This window comes from Enterobacter sp. TCD1-1, assembly GCF_020567405.1.
Lineage (GTDB): Bacteria > Pseudomonadota > Gammaproteobacteria > Enterobacterales > Enterobacteriaceae > Enterobacter > Enterobacter quasiroggenkampii.
Window position 1 is genome coordinate 708,893 of record NZ_JAJCXF010000001.1, and the last position, 16,889, is coordinate 725,781.

At 54.3% G+C, this 16,889-nt stretch carries 20 protein-coding genes; 8 read left to right on the forward strand and 12 right to left on the reverse strand.

Annotated features, from left to right (window positions below; all coding sequences use genetic code 11):
• Nucleotides 1-134: 134 nt before the first annotated feature.
• Nucleotides 135-587: a macrodomain Ter protein MatP gene (gene matP, locus LJA86_RS03335; RefSeq protein WP_008499929.1), complete on the forward strand. Its 453-nt coding sequence runs from the start codon at nt 135-137 to the stop codon at nt 585-587.
• Nucleotides 588-653: 66 nt separating this feature from the next.
• Here matP and ompA read toward each other — a convergent pair whose 3' ends face one another.
• Nucleotides 654-1,709 carry a porin OmpA gene (gene ompA, locus LJA86_RS03340; RefSeq protein ID WP_008499928.1) on the reverse strand — a complete coding sequence of 352 codons (1,056 nt, stop codon included), beginning with the start codon at nt 1,707-1,709 and terminating at the stop codon, nt 654-656.
• Nucleotides 1,710-2,063: 354 nt separating this feature from the next.
• Nucleotides 2,064-2,573, reverse strand: a complete 510-nt coding sequence (gene sulA / locus LJA86_RS03345) for an SOS-induced cell division inhibitor SulA (protein ID WP_032637628.1) — start codon at nt 2,571-2,573, stop codon at nt 2,064-2,066.
• Nucleotides 2,574-2,790: 217 nt separating this feature from the next.
• On the opposite strand from sulA, the gene LJA86_RS03350 reads away from it, so the two are divergent.
• On the forward strand, nt 2,791-3,417 hold the full coding sequence (locus tag LJA86_RS03350; protein WP_023618860.1) for a TfoX/Sxy family DNA transformation protein: 627 nt from the start codon (nt 2,791-2,793) through the stop codon (nt 3,415-3,417).
• Here LJA86_RS03350 and yccS read toward each other — a convergent pair.
• The gene (gene yccS / locus LJA86_RS03355) at nt 3,374-5,536 is read right to left on the reverse strand and encodes a YccS family putative transporter (protein WP_048027248.1); all 2,163 of its coding nucleotides are present in this window, start codon (nt 5,534-5,536) and stop codon (nt 3,374-3,376) included. The genes LJA86_RS03350 and yccS overlap by 44 nt on opposite strands.
• Nucleotides 5,537-5,555: 19 nt before the next feature.
• Entirely contained in the window at nt 5,556-6,002 is a 447-nt protein-coding gene (locus LJA86_RS03360; protein ID WP_023343701.1) for a YccF domain-containing protein, read from the reverse strand.
• Nucleotides 6,003-6,125: 123 nt separating this feature from the next.
• Between LJA86_RS03360 and helD the strand changes: the two genes are divergently transcribed.
• On the forward strand, nt 6,126-8,180 hold the full coding sequence (gene helD / locus LJA86_RS03365) for a DNA helicase IV (protein ID WP_126534792.1): 2,055 nt from the start codon (nt 6,126-6,128) through the stop codon (nt 8,178-8,180).
• Nucleotides 8,181-8,239: 59 nt separating this feature from the next.
• Here the strand turns inward: helD and mgsA are convergent, their stop codons facing one another.
• On the reverse strand, nt 8,240-8,698 hold the full coding sequence (gene mgsA / locus LJA86_RS03370) for a methylglyoxal synthase (protein ID WP_008499922.1): 459 nt from the start codon (nt 8,696-8,698) through the stop codon (nt 8,240-8,242).
• Between the two features lie 80 nt (nt 8,699-8,778).
• A complete protein-coding gene (gene csgI / locus LJA86_RS03375) occupies nt 8,779-9,441 on the reverse strand; it encodes a curli synthesis inhibitor (protein ID WP_045908361.1) in 663 nt (220 codons plus the stop codon).
• A 173-nt stretch (nt 9,442-9,614) separates the two neighbouring features.
• Between csgI and LJA86_RS03380 the strand changes: the two genes are divergently transcribed.
• Nucleotides 9,615-10,028: a CoA-binding protein gene (locus LJA86_RS03380; protein ID WP_008499920.1), complete on the forward strand. Its 414-nt coding sequence runs from the start codon at nt 9,615-9,617 to the stop codon at nt 10,026-10,028.
• A 37-nt stretch (nt 10,029-10,065) separates the two neighbouring features.
• Here LJA86_RS03380 and hspQ read toward each other — a convergent pair whose 3' ends face one another.
• Together hspQ and rlmI are read right to left on the reverse strand one after the other, a co-directional pair.
• A complete protein-coding gene (hspQ, locus tag LJA86_RS03385; protein ID WP_008499919.1) occupies nt 10,066-10,383 on the reverse strand; it encodes a heat shock protein HspQ in 318 nt (105 codons plus the stop codon).
• 60 nt (nt 10,384-10,443) lie between these two features.
• Nucleotides 10,444-11,634, reverse strand: a complete 1,191-nt coding sequence (gene rlmI, locus LJA86_RS03390; protein WP_045908360.1) for a 23S rRNA (cytosine(1962)-C(5))-methyltransferase RlmI — start codon at nt 11,632-11,634, stop codon at nt 10,444-10,446.
• A gap of 169 nt (nt 11,635-11,803) precedes the next feature.
• Here rlmI and LJA86_RS03395 point away from each other — a divergent pair, with 169 nt between their 5' ends.
• Nucleotides 11,804-12,613, forward strand: a complete 810-nt coding sequence (locus LJA86_RS03395; protein ID WP_048222367.1) for a DUF4225 domain-containing protein — start codon at nt 11,804-11,806, stop codon at nt 12,611-12,613.
• On the opposite strand, the gene LJA86_RS03400 is transcribed toward LJA86_RS03395, so the two are convergent.
• A complete protein-coding gene (locus tag LJA86_RS03400; RefSeq protein ID WP_047071946.1) occupies nt 12,610-12,924 on the reverse strand; it encodes a hypothetical protein in 315 nt (104 codons plus the stop codon). The genes LJA86_RS03395 and LJA86_RS03400 overlap by 4 nt on opposite strands.
• A gap of 201 nt (nt 12,925-13,125) precedes the next feature.
• On the opposite strand from LJA86_RS03400, the gene LJA86_RS03405 reads away from it, so the two are divergent.
• The 3 genes from LJA86_RS03405 to yccX are packed head-to-tail and all read left to right on the forward strand — an operon-like array spanning nt 13,126 to nt 14,775.
• A complete protein-coding gene (locus LJA86_RS03405; RefSeq protein ID WP_104948955.1) occupies nt 13,126-13,683 on the forward strand; it encodes a kinase inhibitor in 558 nt (185 codons plus the stop codon).
• 10 nt (nt 13,684-13,693) lie between these two features.
• Complete coding sequence (locus LJA86_RS03410) at nt 13,694-14,482, forward strand: AraC family transcriptional regulator (RefSeq protein WP_229225641.1); 789 nt, start codon at nt 13,694-13,696, stop codon at nt 14,480-14,482.
• Nucleotides 14,483-14,493: 11 nt separating this feature from the next.
• The gene (yccX, locus tag LJA86_RS03415; protein WP_023617863.1) at nt 14,494-14,775 is read left to right on the forward strand and encodes an acylphosphatase; all 282 of its coding nucleotides are present in this window, start codon (nt 14,494-14,496) and stop codon (nt 14,773-14,775) included.
• Here yccX and tusE read toward each other — a convergent pair.
• The 3 genes from tusE to LJA86_RS03430 all read right to left on the reverse strand — a co-directional run bounded on the left by tusE (nt 14,772) and on the right by LJA86_RS03430 (nt 16,889).
• Nucleotides 14,772-15,101: a sulfurtransferase TusE gene (gene tusE / locus LJA86_RS03420; RefSeq protein WP_008499913.1), complete on the reverse strand. Its 330-nt coding sequence runs from the start codon at nt 15,099-15,101 to the stop codon at nt 14,772-14,774. The genes yccX and tusE overlap by 4 nt on opposite strands.
• A gap of 68 nt (nt 15,102-15,169) precedes the next feature.
• On the reverse strand, nt 15,170-15,721 hold the full coding sequence (locus LJA86_RS03425; RefSeq protein ID WP_047071952.1) for a LuxR C-terminal-related transcriptional regulator: 552 nt from the start codon (nt 15,719-15,721) through the stop codon (nt 15,170-15,172).
• 10 nt (nt 15,722-15,731) lie between these two features.
• Nucleotides 15,732-16,889 carry a CfaE/CblD family pilus tip adhesin gene (locus LJA86_RS03430; protein ID WP_229225642.1) on the reverse strand — a complete coding sequence of 386 codons (1,158 nt, stop codon included), beginning with the start codon at nt 16,887-16,889 and terminating at the stop codon, nt 15,732-15,734.

Genomic DNA, 16,889 nt, shown 5'->3' on the forward strand with positions numbered 1-16,889 from the left:
GGCTGTACCCAAGCAGGATTGGGGATTTCGACAGGGTGATTGGCTGCATTCACTCACAGGATATGATTTCTTTTCAGCAGATTGCTAAAAAACTGATATTCTGAACAGAGTTACGTGGTAACACTGAGATCGCAATGAAATATCAACAACTGGAAAATCTCGAAAGCGGCTGGAAATGGAAGTACCTGGTCAAAAAGCACCGTGAAGGGGAGCTGATCACCTGCTACATCGAAGCCAGCGCTGCACAAGAAGCCGTGGATATTTTGCTGACCCTCGAAAATGAACCGGTACAGGTTAACGGCTGGATTGAGAAACACATCAATCCTGCCTTGTTAAACCGGATGAAGCAAACTATCCGTGCGCGACGCAAACGGCATTTTAATGCTGAGCATCAGCACACTCGAAAAAAATCAATCGACCTGGAATTTGTTGTCTGGCAGCGGCTGGCCGGGCTGGCGCAACGACGGGGCAAAACGCTGTCGGAAACCATCGTGCAGCTGATTGAGGATGCAGAACATAAAGAGAAATACGCCAACCAGATGTCGACACTGAAGAACGACCTTCAGGCGCTGTTGGGTAAAAAGTAGATTTTTTTACTTTTCTTCAGACAATAAAAAACCCCGCATTGCGGGGTTTTTTTATAAGACGATAACTTATGCCGCTGGCTGAGTTACAACGTCTTTGATGCCTTTAACTTCGATCTCTACGCGACGATCTGGAGCCAGGCAGTCGATCAGTGCAGCGCGAGCTTTCACGTTGTCACAGGTGTTGCCAGTAACTGGGTTAGATTCGCCCATACCACGTGGGGAGATCTTGTTAGCTGGGATACCTTTAGAGATCAGGTAATCAACAACAGACTGAGCACGTTTCTCAGACAGTTTCTGGTTGTAAGCGTCAGAACCGATACGGTCGGTGAAGCCCAGAACCACTACAGAACCGTCTTTAGGATCCAGGTTGCTCAGCTGGGTGTACAGCTGATCCAGTGCCTGCTGGCCTTCTGGTTTCAGAGTCGCTTTGTTGAAGTTGAACAGAACGTCAGACTTCAGAGTGAAGTGCTTGGTCTGTACTTCTGGAGCTGGAGCCGGCGCTGGAGCAACAACTGGTGCTGCTTCTTCCTGCTGGCCGAAACGGTAGGAAACACCTACGCTCAGCATGCCGTTGTCTGGACGAACACCAACGGTGTTGCCGTCGCCGATGTTGTTAACCCACTGGTATTCCAGACGGGTAGCGATGTCACGGGTCATAGCCCACTCAACGCCACCAGCGAATACTGGGGAAACACCGGTGTCATGGTCGTCGCCAGCGATGCTGTTGCTGGAGTCAGCGCGCCATACCATGCCGCCCAGACGGGTGTACACGTCCAGATCGTCAGTTACTGGGTAACCCAGTTTAGCGGTCAGCTGAACGCCCTGTGCTTTGAAAGCGCCGTTTACGGTGTCGCCTTTGTATGGCATACGACCTAACCAGTCGTAACCCATTTCAAAACCAACATACGGGTTAACCTGATAGCCACCGAACGCACCTGCACCAAGCTGGCTCTCGTGAGTTGGGCCATCATTGTTCAGGCTGCTGTTGTACCAGCCAGTGTCGTGGAACTGAGACCAGCCCAGTTTACCACCTGCATACCAGGTATTATCTTTCGGAGCGGCCTGCGCTACGGTAGCGAAGCCAGCCAGTGCCACTGCAATCGCGATAGCTGTCTTTTTCATTTTTTGCGCCTCGTTATCATCCAAAATTCGCCATGAAAGTCTCAAGAGAGAATCACGGTTAAATCCTTCACCGGGGGGCGTGGTCAAATATAAATCTACCGATATCTTCGGCTTAGGCCGAGCACCCCTGGCGATGTAAAGTCTACAACGTAGCTGAAAACTTACAAGTGTGAAGTCCGTCAGGCATATGAAAAAAAAAGTTCCGTATACCGATTATTTAACATTTTTCGAACGAATTTTGTGCAATAAAATGAAGGAGAACCGCACCAGACAAGCCTTGCCGCAATTTTGAGGTCGGGAACTAAAACCTCATCTTGCGGTCAAAAAAAATTCCAGGAAAAATCTTAATTTCACTCAATGATACAAATTTGAGTGAATTTTTAGCCCTGAAAGTTGTCCTCTGCGGTAAGAATCCGATCGAACCGGACGCATAATGAACCCGATCGCATTCCCTTCTTCAGCAGCTTCAGTCAGGCGGAAATGTTCCTCTTCCGTTAACTCTTCCGGTAACCAGCCAATCACCACGCTGTAATTCCCTGTGCGTAACGCGCGGATCATCGACTCAACGGTATCGCAAGGCGAGAGCTGATTAATCTGCATGACCTTGGTCAGCGGTAGGCCAGCGGACTGAACCCACTCACGGCTAAGCTTTTGCTGTGGCGTGAGCCAAAGCTGCCAGCGCGATTGCTGACCGAGCTGTTGTAATAACGGTAGTAACAGAAGTTGCGTTAACAAGGGCTGGTCTTCACGATAAACCACTTCACTGATAAGCCCTGTGGAAACACGCTCGACGGAATTCTGCGCGACATTGCCTGCGGCAGAAGAGAGAGAGATTGCGCGATTTGCATAGCCTGAAGTGTGCATATTCATTCCAGCCCTGTAGTTACTGTATGGATATACAGTAACCCCTGTATGCCCAAAGATCAACCTCATTTTCGGAAAGCGACTCGCAAAATTCATTCAATCTTGATGCCCCTCGAAAAATCATCTTGCTCAACGACGATAAGTTGCCTATTTTCCTGCTAACGGATCCGCTAGTAAGAAATTTTGTTGTTAGTCTATGATTCTGAAGGGAAATATCATGAAAAAGATATCTTATGAACGGATTTATAAATCCCAGGAATACCTGTCCCCGTTGGGCGAGATTCATCATCGCGCGCTGTTTGGCGGCTACACCCTGGCGGTGGATGATGCGGTCTTTGCCATGGTGTCCGATGGCGAACTTTATCTTCGTGCGTGTGAGGAGAGTGCAAAATACTGTGTAAAAAACGCCTCCTCCTTTTTGACGTTGATGAAGCGAGGCAGACCGGTGCTGCTCAACTATTATCGTGTGGATGACGGGTTATGGCAGGACAGGGAGCGGTTGCTTCAGCTCTCCTCGTTTGCGCTCAGTGCGGCAAGGAAAGAGCGCTACCAGCGTCATCAACGAAACCGTCTTAAGGATCTGCCGAACCTGACCTTTCAGCTTGAAGTCTTGCTCTTTGAAGCCGGTATCACCAATGAAGAAACGCTGCGGGCGCTGGGCGCCAGAGCGAGCTGGCTGAAGATGCGGGCTAAGAATAAAGCACTCAGTATTAAAGTTCTCTTTGCGCTGGAAGGGGCTATCGAAGGGCTGCATGAGGCGGCACTCCCGGCAGGCATCCGCCGGGAGCTGACGGAGTGGTTTAATGCGCTGCCTGAGCCACAGGAGAGTCGTTCCTCCAGGTAGCGATGTGCTGTTGCAGCCGGCAAATTTCAGGCAGCAGAGCGATAAGCAGGCCTATCTGCTGAAGAACCAGCGGCGCTTTGCTGTCGTTTCCCGGATCAAGATGCGCAATGCGTTGAGCCAGTTCATCCAGAGCCTGTTGCACACGCGGTTCATCGGCTGGGCGGTGATGCAGTGCATCATCGACATAGCAGACGGCGTCATCAAGGAGGTTGAGAATTCCCGGGTTGGTGAGCTTCTCACGGTGGGCCCCCAGCGTCGAAATATAGCTGGTGAACGTATGGTTAAGGCAAAGCAGGCGAAACGCGGTTTCACGAATCTCTGCCGTGGCGCGTGGCTCCGTTGACATGTTAGAGACAACGGAGGCCAGTTCAGCATCACTGTTATGCGCGTCGCGACGTGCTATCCGGTAAGCCAGACGGTTATCGCGGCCCTGGTGATACTGCTCCAGAATAGCGTCAAGGTAACGACAGTTGGCATTCATCGCCCTGTCTACCACGCGCGGCAAATTGCGAAAACGCCAGTCCGGCCAGATAAAGCTGACCGCGGCCCAGGCGATCGCGCAGCCAATCAGCGTATCAATCACGCGGGGCAGGGCGACTTCAAACCCTTCACCCAACAGATTAAAGCAGAGCAGCACCAGCAGCGTGATGAACATGGTGGCATGGGCGTACTGCACGTTGCGAAACGCGAAAAACAGCACGCCGGTGATCACGATCAGAATCAGCTGCCCTTCGACGGAAGGCACGAAATAGAGCACCGGCAGGCCGATTGCGACGCCGACCAGCGTGCCGATAATGCGCAGCGCAAGACGGTGTCGGGTGGCGTTATAGTTCGGCTGACAGACGAACAGGCTGGTCAGCAGGATCCAGTAGCCATGATGCAGCCCGGTTATCTGGATAAAGGCATACCCCACGCACAGCACCAGCGACATTCTCACCGCGTGGCGGAAGAGAGCCGACTCCGGGGTAAAGTTGCGGCTCAGGCGAAGCCACATATCGCTAAAACTGTGCACGCTGTCATCAGCAAGCTGATTGTCCACTTCACTGCCCGGAAGCGCCATCGCCTGCTCGGACTCAATGGTCGCCAGCTGCGCGTCAATCGCCCGCAGGTTGTTCAGCAGAAAGCCCAGCGCTTTAATGTGTTCCGGTGACGTTCCGCTGGCCTGAACGCGGTCGAGCGCCGCGTCAAGATGGCTGAAGACGCGTTCAAAACGTGGGTCATGCTGATAGGGCGTGCGCAGCAGAATGGAGCGCGAGAGCTGCTGGCACGCCTGGGACTGCATGGACAGCAGGCGCTGGAAGCGGAACATCACGTCGCTATAGCGGAACTTCTCGCGCAGGGCGGCATATTGAACGTGCGAGGAGCTGGCACGCTCATGAATGTCCTGAGCGGCAAAATAGTAGTGTAAGGTTCTTCGCGTTCCGCGCTGACCGCGATCGCCACGCAGACGGGTCAGCAGAGAGGCTTTTGTCTGGTTGAGGGTGGCAACCAGCTGGCCATTAGCCAGCGCCAGATCGTAGAGCGGCGCCTGGCTTTCTTCCTCGATATCCGGGTCGAACAGCCGGGATTTCAGTTCCAGATAGTGGGCTAGCTGCTCAAAGCTGCGGGCAAGGTTGTCCTGCAGAGGGCGAACCGGGAAGAGAAGATGACCGGTTAAGGTCAGCAGGTTATACCAGATGGCACCGAGCAACAGCAGAACCGGCTGCTGGTACCACTGGTCGTAGAGGGATGCGCCCAGCATGGTGTAGATGGCGATCAGCAGGGCGCCAAACGCGATAGTGGCATAGCGCTGCCCAAGGCCGCCCAGCAAAATAAACCCGCTGGTTGAGAGCGTCAGACCCAGGGCAAACAGCCAGGGCCAGGGGAAAAGTAACTCAACGGACGCTGATGCAATAAAAAAGCAGACGAGCGTGATGACCAGGTTACGTAAACGCCCGGCCAGACGATCGTCCAGGTCCGCCAGCGCCCCGGCCACGACGCCCAGCGTGAGTGGGATGGTGAGCTTGACATCATTCAGCCACCAGGGCAGGGCAACCGTGCCGCAAAGCGCGATAAATATCCTGACGTTATAAAGCCAGGTGCTGTTCCAGGTATAACGGCGAAGCAGTGGGCTTAGCATAAACGCGGCCAGTCCTTAGTTACTGAAAACGACGACGCGCATTGGCTTCACGCGCCGCCTGGGCCACTTCGACCGGAACAACCCTGCGCCCGACGGGCCAAAGAGCGATAGCGGCGATCTTAAAGTTCGCGATCCCCACCGGAATACCAATAATCGTGATGCACTGCGCAATCCCCGCAAAAATATGCATGATGCAGAGCCACCAGCCGAAGAAAATCAGCCACAGAATGTTCAGCAGGGTTCCGCCCGTATTCATCAGGGCGTTTTTGTTCTCCGGATTCAGCTCGTCAACGTGGATGGCTTCATTCCCGTAGGGAACGAAGGAGAGTTTTGTGATTTCCCAGCAGGAGCGGGTCAGGGGGAGCGTAAAAATCAGGACGATACTCACCAGCGTGGCAAAAAGCCAGGAAAGGGTGGTGGCAAAACCGCCCAGCACAAAATTCAACACATTCAGAACGGTACGCATAAACCCTCACTTCCTTTCGATAAAATTAACGCCCAATGATTGTAACGTTTTTTTAGGCTGGAGCACCTTAAAACTGGCAGTTACACTGTCAGGTAAATTATCTCTTCGTGGATTTGGCGGAACATGGAACTGAAAGCAACGTCGTTAGGCAAACGTCTGGCGCAACACCCATACGACCGGGTGGTTCTCCTTAATGCCGGGGTGAAAGTCTCCGGAGAACGCCACGAATACCTTATTCCGTTTAATCAGCTTCTGGCTATCCACTGCAAACGCGGGCTGGTGTGGGGCGAACTGGAGTTCGTACTGCCTGACGATAAAGTCGTGCGTCTTCACGGCACCGAGTGGGCAGAAACCCAGCGTTTTCATCATCACCTGAACGCGCTCTGGCAGCGGTGGAGTCAGGATATGAGCGTGATTGCCGCCGGGGTGCTTCAGAAGGTGCTGGACGATATCGCGCAAAGCAACGCGCAGCATTCGTGGCTCACCCGTCAGCAGACCGCCGGGCTACAGCAAAAAATCCGGCAGGCACTCTCGGCGCTGCCGATCTCCGTGACGCGTCTCGAGGAGTTTGACAACTGTCGCGACGCCTGGCGCCAGTGCCAGGCCTGGTTGAATGATAAGGATAAAAGTCGGCTCGCCCATAATCAGGCCTGGACGGACGCCATGCTCACCCAATACGCCGACTTTTTCAGTACGGTGGAGTCTTCTCCGCTCAACCCGGCCCAGGCGCGCGCGGTGGTTAACGGCGAGCAGTCGCTGCTGGTGCTGGCGGGCGCCGGTAGTGGTAAAACATCGGTGCTGGTGGCCCGTGCCGGCTGGCTGCTGACCACCGGGGAAGCGGTCGCCGATCAAATTCTGCTTCTGGCCTTTGGTCGCAAGGCGGCCCAGGAGATGGACGAACGGATCCAGGAACGTCTGCATACCCGGGATATCACGGCCAGAACCTTCCATGCCCTTGCCCTGCATATTATTCAGCAGGGCAGTAAAAAAGTGCCTGCTATCAGTAAGCTGGAAAACGACGCGCAGGCGCGTCAGGCGTTGTTTATCAAAACGTGGCGCCAGCAGTGCAGTGAGAAAAAGGCGCAGGCGAAAGGATGGCGTCAGTGGCTTGAGGAGGAGCTCAACTGGGATGTGCCGGAAGGCAGCTTCTGGCAGGATGACAAACTGGCGCGTCGGCTGGGTTCACGGCTTGACCGCTGGGTTAGCCTGATGCGAATGCACGGTGGAACGCAGGCAGAGATGATTGAAAGCGCGCCGGAGGCGATCCGCGATCTGTTTTCGAAGCGGGTCAAGCTGATGGCGCCGCTGCTGAAGGCCTGGAAAACCGCGCTGAAAGCGGAAAATGCCGTCGATTTTTCCGGCCTGATCCATCAGGCCATCATCATTCTTGAGAAGGGGCGTTTTGTCAGCCCGTGGAAGCATATTCTGGTGGATGAGTTCCAGGACATCTCTCCGCAGCGCGCAGCGTTGCTCTCAGCGCTGCGGGCGCAAAATAAGCATACCTCTCTGTTTGCGGTGGGGGATGACTGGCAGGCCATCTATCGCTTCAGCGGGGCACAGCTTTCGCTGACGACCGCATTCCACCACTATTTTGGCGAAGGCGATCGCAGCGATCTGGACACGACCTACCGCTTCAATTCACGGATTGGTGAAATCGCCAACCGCTTTATCCAGCAGAACCCGCATCAGCTGGCAAAACCGCTCAATAGCCTGCGGCAAGGGGATAAAAAAGCCGTGACCCTGCTGGCGGACGATCAGCTGGAACCGCTGCTGGACAAGCTCAGCGGTTACGCCAAGCCCGATGAGCGTATCCTGGTGCTGGCGCGTTACCATCACCTCAAACCCGAGGCGCTGGAAAAAGCGGCCACCCGCTGGCCGAAACTGCAGCTTGAATTTATGACGATTCACGCCAGCAAAGGGCAGCAGGCCGACTATGTGATTGTCATGGGGCTGAAAGAGGGCAGCGACGGTTTCCCGGCTCCGGCCCGCGAGTCGGTCATGGAGCAGGCCTTGCTGCCAGTGCCGGAAGACTTCCCGGATGCCGAAGAGCGGCGTTTGCTGTATGTGGCCATGACCCGCGCGCGCCATCGCGTGTGGCTGCTGTTCAATAAAGAGGAGCCATCCGTGTTTGTCGATATTTTGAAGAGTATTGATGTGCCGGTGGCGCGAAAGCCTTAACGAAGACGGGCAAGGATGGGTAGGCCGGGTAAGGCGTAGCCGCCACCCGGCAAAAAAAGCTACTTCAATCTCTCTGAAAGATAACGCTGATAGTCCGGAATAAGGATATCTACCGGTGAGTTAAACTGCGGCGATTCGATGATGAAATCCGCCGTCGAGAGGTTTGTCGCCACCGGAATATTCCACACCGTCGCCAGACGCAGCAGGGCTTTGACATCCGGGTCGTGCGGAACCGCGTTCAGCGGATCCCAGAAGAAGATCAGCACATCAATCTTCCCTTCGGAGATCTGCGCGCCGACCTGCTGATCGCCACCCATCGGGCCGCTCAGCATGGCGTTCACCTCCAGACCTGTTTCGCGCTGGATCAGGTTACCGGTGGTGCCGGTTGCCGACAGGGCGTGCTTTTCCAGCAAAGACTGATGGCGGCGAACCCAGTTAAGCAGCATTTGTTTACAGTGATCGTGCGCCACCAGAGCAATGTGTTTGCGTTCCGGGAGCGTGCGTGTTGTCAGTTCCATAATCATATCCATCAGGTTAACTGCCTACACGATGACGGGAACCGTTTGACGCTGCAAGAGAAAGGCGTAAAAAATGTGGCTTATGATGAAGGTTGTTGTTTTGCCCACTGTAAAAACCGGGCCCGCGTGTCGGCATCGGCCTGCTGGAACCAGAATTTAAGGCGTTGTTCCGTCAGGGTCTGGGACTGGGGAGGAATGACGTCCAGTTCTGAGACGCCGGAAAGCAGCGTACTGTCGTCAGCCATCATGGTGGCAAACTGGGGAAGCGACGCGCGTTTACCCGCTTTGTTATAGGTCTGCGTCGCGGCCTCGTAGTCCGGACCTTTCGGTGAGGTCGTCAGCGCCAGAATATCCAGCTTCACCGGAATCGGCATCGCATCCCCGTCCAACAGTTCAATGCGGGGAGACGCGTCGAAGGCCGCCGATTCCTTCTCGGTTTCAAGACGAGGCAGGGTAATGTTAACCTGACTGATTTGCCGGGTATTAAAGCTGACAATCAGCGGCGGGGAGATATACATCCTTTGCTCGTGATTCGCCAGACCGATCGATTTTTCCACCCGGAATACCAGCTGATGCGGCCCGTTATCCAATTCGATGCTGTCCGCACCGCGCAATAAGGAACTGGAGACCTTTTTTCCGTCCAGTACCAGGAGATCAATATCGGTAGAGAGCCGGAGCGTGGTAGCAAAAACGCAGACCGGCATCACTAACGCAATCAGAGCAGTGGCAATACCGGTTTTCATAGAAGGCTCCCGTCAGAAATCCTGTCGCCGCATTAATGTATCTAAATTTTTCGAGAATCATGTTTACTAACATATAGACATATTTCGCCGTTTTGCCCTCATGCGTCGGTATGGGATGGATGGTTGAGATGTGCGGTTTGGCGTACACTTTTAAAAAAGCCAGGAGAAAAACCATGAAAGAGAACGATATTGCCGAGATTCTGACATCCACGCGTACCATTGCGCTGGTGGGCGCGAGCGATAAACCCGATCGTCCAAGCTATCGGGTGATGAAATACCTTCTCGATCAGGGCTACCACGTCATCCCGGTCTCGCCAAAAGTGGCGGGGAAAACCTTACTGGGCCAGCAGGGTTATGCCACGCTCGCTGACGTGCCGGAAAAAATTGATATGGTTGATGTCTTCCGAAACTCCGAGGCGGCGTGGGAAGTGGCGCAGGACGCTATTGCCGTCGGGGCGAAAACGCTGTGGATGCAGCTGGGCGTGATTAATGAGCAGGCTGCGGTGCTGGCGCGGGATGCGGGGTTAAACGTCGTCATGGATCGCTGTCCGGCGATCGACATCCCCCGTCTGGGGCTGGCGAAATAATAAAAAAAAGCCCGTTCATCGGGCTTTTTTTACACGCTTAGTTCCGCAGGCGCGGAGCCTGTAACTGTTTGCGGATAGTCTGAGCAAGTTCATCCATAGTGGGTTGCTCCGGATGCTCTTCCTGCAGCTCGCTGCTTAGCTGCGCTTCAGCAAGATAGGTGTGAACGGGTTGTCCATCATCCCCCTCCATCACCACATGGTACCAGGGCGCGGCGCGAAGCTCTGCGTTCACCGCCAGTTCGTCTGCTGACGGTTCATCAAGGGAATACTCCGGGTCGATATCCACGACCACACCCAAATACCCGAGCAAAGTGTGGCGGACCTGCTGGCCGATACCGAATTTGCTGGCAATCATAGTCACCTCCCGGGAAATACGACTTACACGTTATGTGCGGGCAATATTTCTCTTTTCAAGTTACATGACGCGACAGGCAAACCCTTTCAGATACAGTCCTTCCGGGTAGGTAGCAATCACGGGGTGATCGGCTGCCTGACGGAACTGCTCTATAAATTGTACATCACGGCCAGCATCTATTGCGGCATCGGCGATGATTTTCTGAAATAAATCTGTGGTCATCAGGCCGGAGCAGGAGAACGTGAGCAGAACTCCGCCCGGGTTCAGCAGCTGGATGGCCAGCATGTTGATATCTTTATACCCACGGCAGGCGCCCATCAGCTGGCTTTTGTTTTCCACAAACTTTGGCGGATCCATCACGATGACGTCGAACTTCTCGCCCTGGTCGCGGTATTTACGCAGCAGCTTGAAGACGTCGTCGCGTATAAATTCGGCTTTGCTCAAGTCCAGTTTGTTCAGCTCGACGTTCTGTTTTGCCACGTCCAGCGCTTCCTGCGAGGTATCCACGCTGACCACCTGGGCACAGCCGCCCATCAGCGCCGAAACGGCGAAACCACCAGTGTAGGAGAAGCAGTTGAGCACGCGCTTGTCGGCAACGTACTGACGCGTAGCCAGACGGCTGTCGCGCTGGTCAAGGTAGTAACCCGTTTTATGCCCGCCCTGAATATCTACCAGCAGCTTCATGCCGTGCTCTTCAATCGGCAGCAGGGCAGGCGGCAGTTCGCCGGTCACAGGACCTTGTGTCAGTTCCATACCCTCTTTTTTGCGCACCGCCACATCGCTGCGGTCGTAAATGGCGCACTGCGGGAACAGCGTTTGCAGGGCGCTAATCAGCGCAGCGCGCTGGTATTCCGCCCCGGCGCTCAGAAGCTGTAGCACCAGGAAGTTACCGAAGCGATCGATGGTCACGCCCGGCAGACCGTCAGATTCACCGGCAATCAGGCGGTAGCTGTCCAGCCCGTCGCGTTTTGCCAGCCACTCACGCCACTGCTGCGCCTGCTGCAGACGACGCACGAAGAAGTCGATGTCGATGGTTTCGTCTTTATCGAAGGTCCAGACGCGGGCACGGATCTGGGACGCTGGCGAGTAGGCGCCTCGCGCTAACCATTTCCCCTGGTGGTCCACGATATCAATGGTTTCACCGAGGCTGGCTTTGCCTTCCATACGGGCAACCGCGCCGGAAAAGACCCAGGGATGACGGCGCAGTAATGATTTCTCGCGCCCTTTGGCTAACACTAAACGTACACTCATAATTTGCTGTTCTGTCGATTTCAGGGAAATGGCGCGTAGAGTAGCACATCAAAACGGATCAGAGCTTGTTGAAATCATTTTCTGTTGTTCCTGATCGCGTCGCACGTAAAATAATCAAAGCGATGGAGTAATTAAGCTCGTTACCGTTAAAAAGCCGGAGGGAATCAAAATGGATATTGCGTTACTAAATAAGGGAAGAAACAGGGCATGGTCTGAGACCATGGTTAATCTGGAGGCGCGTAAGCTCGTTGATACAGCCAACCAGTTATCAGCCTTCTACCTTCAGGACGGGCTTTGTCGTATCAAGTTTGTAGAAGAAATAAAACAGGTCGTTGAAAAGGAGTTTGCAACAGCGCGTCGTGCCAGAACAGATGAAGAATGTATGGTTTGCATCAAGAATCTTCGAGCTGAAACGGAAAATCTTCGTGAGCAAGAGCATCTGCTAAGAACCCGCGCCGCGCAGCTTTATGCAAAAGTCGAGTTTGTCAGGGAAAATAATAAAATTGTCGGATATGTCATTTCGGCAGTGAATGTTGTGCTATCAGGCGTCGTTTTGTTTGGTGGATTTGTGATGTTATCCACTATGGGGCCGATAGGCATGTTTGCAGGAGCTGTCCTTATTGCTGATGGAATTAACGGGTTGACCCGGGAAGTACTCAACTTTGATCTACCAGCAGGACAAAAACCTTCACAGGGAATGATTGCTGATACCGTTATGGAAACAGCTCAGTTTATGGGGTTCAGTCCCAACTCAGGATTGGCTTTTTATAACGGTGTTACTCTTGGTGCCAGTGTCTATAGTATCGCTGGACTAGCCCGAAAAACGGGAGCGTGGAGATTGTTTCGATGGCTTCCACACGATTACTATCGCAAAGTCAGTACGATGGGCGCGCCTAAACTCACGATGAAGATTGTCGGATATGGCGTTAAAGCCAAGGTCATTTTTGATCTGATAACAACAGATAACGGAATCCGTTAATCTCTGGTGCTTTTTCGGTAACGCCAGGATTTATACGACAGTACAGGAGGCTGTGCGAGAGTCATAATGCTTACCCCTATGATAATCGCCAGCCCCCACGCCAATGCTTTGAGAGGTGAACTGAAAACGACAAGTATAATCAGGATCGTGAAGCATACACTGGCTACCCAAAGTAAGGTATTAAATCGACGGGCGAGATCGTAAATCGCCTCTTCAAGCGTTCCACCGTATCTCTCAACGTTATTTTTTATCTTCTGCAAGTCAGACAGTGTGAAACCAGAACGCAACAGAGCTTCATCAGTGACATTCATATCGTTTTCCTTTCACGCAAAAAATCCCATTTACTGTTTGTACACGTACATACTCACGGTGCGTAGAGTAGCACATTCAGCAAGGCGCAATCATCTGCGGATGCCGTTGAGCGTTTCGGCACAAAATCAAATCGCTTAGGCACATTGGGGCATTGTTGCGTGCTTTATCTTAGGGCTTCCGGTTCAGCAAAGGAAATACCCATGAAAAAGCGCAGTGTCATCACAATAGCCGCTCTGACGGCAATGAGTTTTCAGGTTTTCGCAGCAACGTCTTTCAGCGTGACCAGCCGGGATATTTCCGGCGACCGGCGGTTAGCGTCACCGCAGGTGTTTGAGGGATTTGGCTGCCATGGAGGGAATACCTCACCGCAGCTGGTGTGGGAAAATCCGCCCGCGGGTACGAAAAGTTTTGCCATTACGGTCTATGACCCGGATGCGCCTACCGGCAGCGGCTGGTGGCACTGGACTGTAGCCAACATTCCCGCGAAGACAATGACGCTGCCCGCTGGTGCCGGTAACCCAAATGGCGAAAAATTACCTGCTGGCGCTGTGCAGGGGCGTAATGATTTCGGTTATTCTGGATTCGGCGGCGCATGTCCCCCTGCCGGGGACAAGCCTCACCGCTATCAGATTACCGTCTGGGCGCTGGACGTGGATAAACTGCCCGTCGACAAAAATGCCAGCGGCGCGCTGGTCGGTTTTATGCTCAATAGTCACGTTCTGGCAAAGGCTCAGTTAACAGCAACCTACAGCAGATAAGGATGGCGGGGTGCAGGAGTTCCATTTTCGACATAAACATCTCACGGCGGGTGAAGTGAGTGCCAGCAAAATGCATCGCCTGCACCAGGTTAAGCTCTTTTTCCCGGCGATTTGCCATATCACTCACGGCAGTAAGGTGATTGTGCAGGATGATAACCGCCTGGTGGCCACCCGGGATGAGCTCATCATTATTCCTGCCAATACGGCGATGGAGATCATTAATCAGCCTGCAAACGGTCTGTTTCACTCGGACTTGCTGATGTTATCGCCGGAAATTGTTGCCGAGTTTAAAGCGCATTACCTGAAATCCTGGCCGCGCACGACGCTGCATTCGCTCTGCGCTCCGCTGAGCGAGGGGCTGGCGTTTATGTGGGATAACCTGCTGCACGCCGTGCGTCAGGAGTTACCGGAGGCGCTGCAAAAACATCAGGCCTTCGGTCTGTTGCTGGCATTGCTGCATGACGGCGTGGCAGGTCCGCTGCTTATTGAGCGAAACAATAACCTGACCGAGCAGGTGCGACAGTTCATCATGCTGTCGCCCGCCAGAGCCTGGACCGCGCAGGATGTCGCCAGCCGTCTCGCATTAAGCGTGCCGACGCTGCGCAGGCGGTTACGCGAGGAGTCACAGAGTTTTCGCCAGATTGTGGAGGAGGTGAGGATGGGCGTTGCGCTGTCACAGTTACAGTCAACCCGATTACCGATCGGCGAAATCGCATTACAATGTGGGTATCTGTCCAGCTCTCGTTTCACCGCCCGTTTTCGGCAACACTACGGCTGTTTGCCGAAAACGCTACGTTAAGGAGAAGAAGAATGTCAAAAGTCTGCACTATTGCCTGGGTTCACGGCGTCGTTCAGGGCGTCGGGTTCCGCTACAGCACTCAGCGCGAGGCCGTTCAGCTTGGGCTAACGGGATACGCGCGCAACATGGATGACGGCAGCGTTGAGGTGGTCGCCTGCGGCGAAGCGGAGCAGGTCGACAAGCTGGTGGCGTGGCTGAAAGCGGGCGGGCCGCGCAGCGCGCGGGTTGATAAGGTGCTAACGGAACCGCATCAACCCGGCCGGGAGTACGTTAACTTCGGTATTCGCTACTAAATGCACTTCACCGGTTTAGGCAGGCCGGCAATTTTGGTGGCCTGTTTTGCCGGGCCTTTCGGGAACAGACGATACAGATAGCGGCTGTTGCCTTTCTCTTCACCGAACTTATTGGCCATCGCCTTGACCAGCATGCGGATGGCCGGAGAGGTGTTGAATTCAAGGTAGAACTCGCGGACAAAACGCACCACTTCCCAGTGTTCGGGGGAGAGGGTAATCCCTTCGTTTTCCGCAATTTTCTCCGCCAGCGGTTCGCTCCAGAGCGTCGTATCTTTCAGATAGCCTTCGCTATCGGTCTCAATTTCCTGGCCTGCAAAAATGAACATAATCTTCTGTCGTAGGTGAAAAATCGGCGACAGTGTAGCAAAAAAGCGGGCCCAGGATAAACCGTGACCTACAGGAGCAGCTGAAGCAGATTGTTGGCATTGAGCTTCTTTAGTGCGTTGCATTTATGGGTTGAAACCTGTTTCTCCGACATGTGCGTCACGATGGCAATGTGGCGGACCGGCAACCCGGTCAGCATCAGATCGAGCACGTTGAATTCAGGAACGGTCAGGCAGCAGTCCAGGCTTCGAACGCGACGTGGCTCTTTTGCCAGCAAATACGCCGCATCGGCAACGGCGATCCTGTCGTCGATGATATAAAGCGTTAGCGTACTGAAACGCTTGCGTAAATGCGTCGCCAGCGCCCACCCCTTTTCGTTGCAGACCAGATAAAGGCTACCTTTCCAGCGGGCGGCTTCCAGCCTGAGCAAAATGTTGATCAGCGCCTGATGCGTCGCCGCCACGGAAAAACGGCAGCGGACAACGACCACGCGGCGGGTAAGCAGCGTTGGCTGCCATTGTACGGTATCGCTTATGACCTCTGGCTGGACGCCCCGACGCAGCAGCGCATAGCGCAACCCTTCGGCGTAAAATCGATTATTGTCGAGAATGGCGTAACTCACGGTGACCTCGTTATAACGTGCTGGGCGTATAGATAACGCGCAGCGTGCCGGTATAGTCGCCTGCGTTTTTGCTGCTGGCGGCAAACGCAGGCGTTTTCAGGATAATCGGCGCAGGAATGCACAGTACGCTTTCGCGTCCGCCCGGCAGCACGACCTGCCGCAGATACTGCGGATCGTTAGTGCCTTGCCAGACTATGGTTTTACCGTTCGTGACGGTTTCGGTTGCGCCTGTGATGGGATTAGTGACGGAGACCCGATAATCGAGTCGATCCCGCGCGTCGGTCTGGCTTCCACCGCGCCGCCGGATAGAAAACGCCCCTTCGGCACGTCCCTCTGAGGGAAGCCCGTCATCCTCAAAGCGCAGATAGGCGCGGGTGCTGGTGCTGTTTTTGCCGTCGTACAGGCACATATCCAGCGTGTTTTCCCCCTGGATCTCGCTCCCCCCGGGTCGCCCCGGGAAGTTGGTCAGGTTGAGGTTAACGATGGGCGTGGAGTGCGGAAAGGCCGGCAGATAGATCTGCTGGTTTCCTGGGTCGACCACCTCAATGCGAATATTGGCCTGCCATTTGGCGATGGTGAGATAGCCAGGACAGCCGACATTCACGTCATTGAAGTTCCCGCCGCAGTCGGCGCTTCCCCACTGGCGCAGGTTCTGCTTCAGCGTGGCGGTCCAGATCCCCGGCAGGGCGAGCTTATCCAGTTCGCTTTTCACGATATAGAAATCGAAGTAGGGCTCTCTGTTCCAGGCTGAGACGTCGACCGTTCCTCCTGTCACGAAGCTGGCGAAAGTAAACACTTTATTGTTGATAAACATGTAGTGATCGCCATACACCTTGATATCCACCGTCTTGCTGGTGAGGGCATGCGTAAAACGCAAGTTGATGGCATAAGGCGCAGCTGGGTTCGCCGAGAACCAGACCGGGGCGTTCATGCAGGCGCCGTTCGTGGTGTCAGTCCGGGACTCACAGGTCAGGGTGTTACGCCCCCACTTTTGCGGATCGGCGGGGTCATAACCACCCGATTCATGAAACCAGATGTCAAAACGCGCAGGCGGTGCCATACGATCGAAACTGATCCCAACGCTGGAGTTTCGTCCCGCGGGAGCGCCAGCCAGCGTCTGGCCGGCCCACAGGCTTAATAACAGTAAAATAAAGAGGCACTTAATCAC

Coding starts and splice junctions, on each gene's coding strand:
- matP (WP_008499929.1), top strand. CDS start 135: ATGAAATATCAACAACTGGAAAATCTCGAAAGCGGCTGGAAATGGAAG.
- ompA (WP_008499928.1), bottom strand. CDS start 1,709: ATGAAAAAGACAGCTATCGCGATTGCAGTGGCACTGGCTGGCTTCGCT.
- sulA (WP_032637628.1), bottom strand. CDS start 2,573: ATGCACACTTCAGGCTATGCAAATCGCGCAATCTCTCTCTCTTCTGCC.
- LJA86_RS03350 (WP_023618860.1), top strand. CDS start 2,791: ATGAAAAAGATATCTTATGAACGGATTTATAAATCCCAGGAATACCTG.
- yccS (WP_048027248.1), bottom strand. CDS start 5,536: ATGCTAAGCCCACTGCTTCGCCGTTATACCTGGAACAGCACCTGGCTT.
- LJA86_RS03360 (WP_023343701.1), bottom strand. CDS start 6,002: ATGCGTACCGTTCTGAATGTGTTGAATTTTGTGCTGGGCGGTTTTGCC.
- helD (WP_126534792.1), top strand. CDS start 6,126: ATGGAACTGAAAGCAACGTCGTTAGGCAAACGTCTGGCGCAACACCCA.
- mgsA (WP_008499922.1), bottom strand. CDS start 8,698: ATGGAACTGACAACACGCACGCTCCCGGAACGCAAACACATTGCTCTG.
- csgI (WP_045908361.1), bottom strand. CDS start 9,441: ATGAAAACCGGTATTGCCACTGCTCTGATTGCGTTAGTGATGCCGGTC.
- LJA86_RS03380 (WP_008499920.1), top strand. CDS start 9,615: ATGAAAGAGAACGATATTGCCGAGATTCTGACATCCACGCGTACCATT.
- hspQ (WP_008499919.1), bottom strand. CDS start 10,383: ATGATTGCCAGCAAATTCGGTATCGGCCAGCAGGTCCGCCACACTTTG.
- rlmI (WP_045908360.1), bottom strand. CDS start 11,634: ATGAGTGTACGTTTAGTGTTAGCCAAAGGGCGCGAGAAATCATTACTG.
- LJA86_RS03395 (WP_048222367.1), top strand. CDS start 11,804: ATGGATATTGCGTTACTAAATAAGGGAAGAAACAGGGCATGGTCTGAG.
- LJA86_RS03400 (WP_047071946.1), bottom strand. CDS start 12,924: ATGAATGTCACTGATGAAGCTCTGTTGCGTTCTGGTTTCACACTGTCT.
- LJA86_RS03405 (WP_104948955.1), top strand. CDS start 13,126: ATGAAAAAGCGCAGTGTCATCACAATAGCCGCTCTGACGGCAATGAGT.
- yccX (WP_023617863.1), top strand. CDS start 14,494: ATGTCAAAAGTCTGCACTATTGCCTGGGTTCACGGCGTCGTTCAGGGC.
- tusE (WP_008499913.1), bottom strand. CDS start 15,101: ATGTTCATTTTTGCAGGCCAGGAAATTGAGACCGATAGCGAAGGCTAT.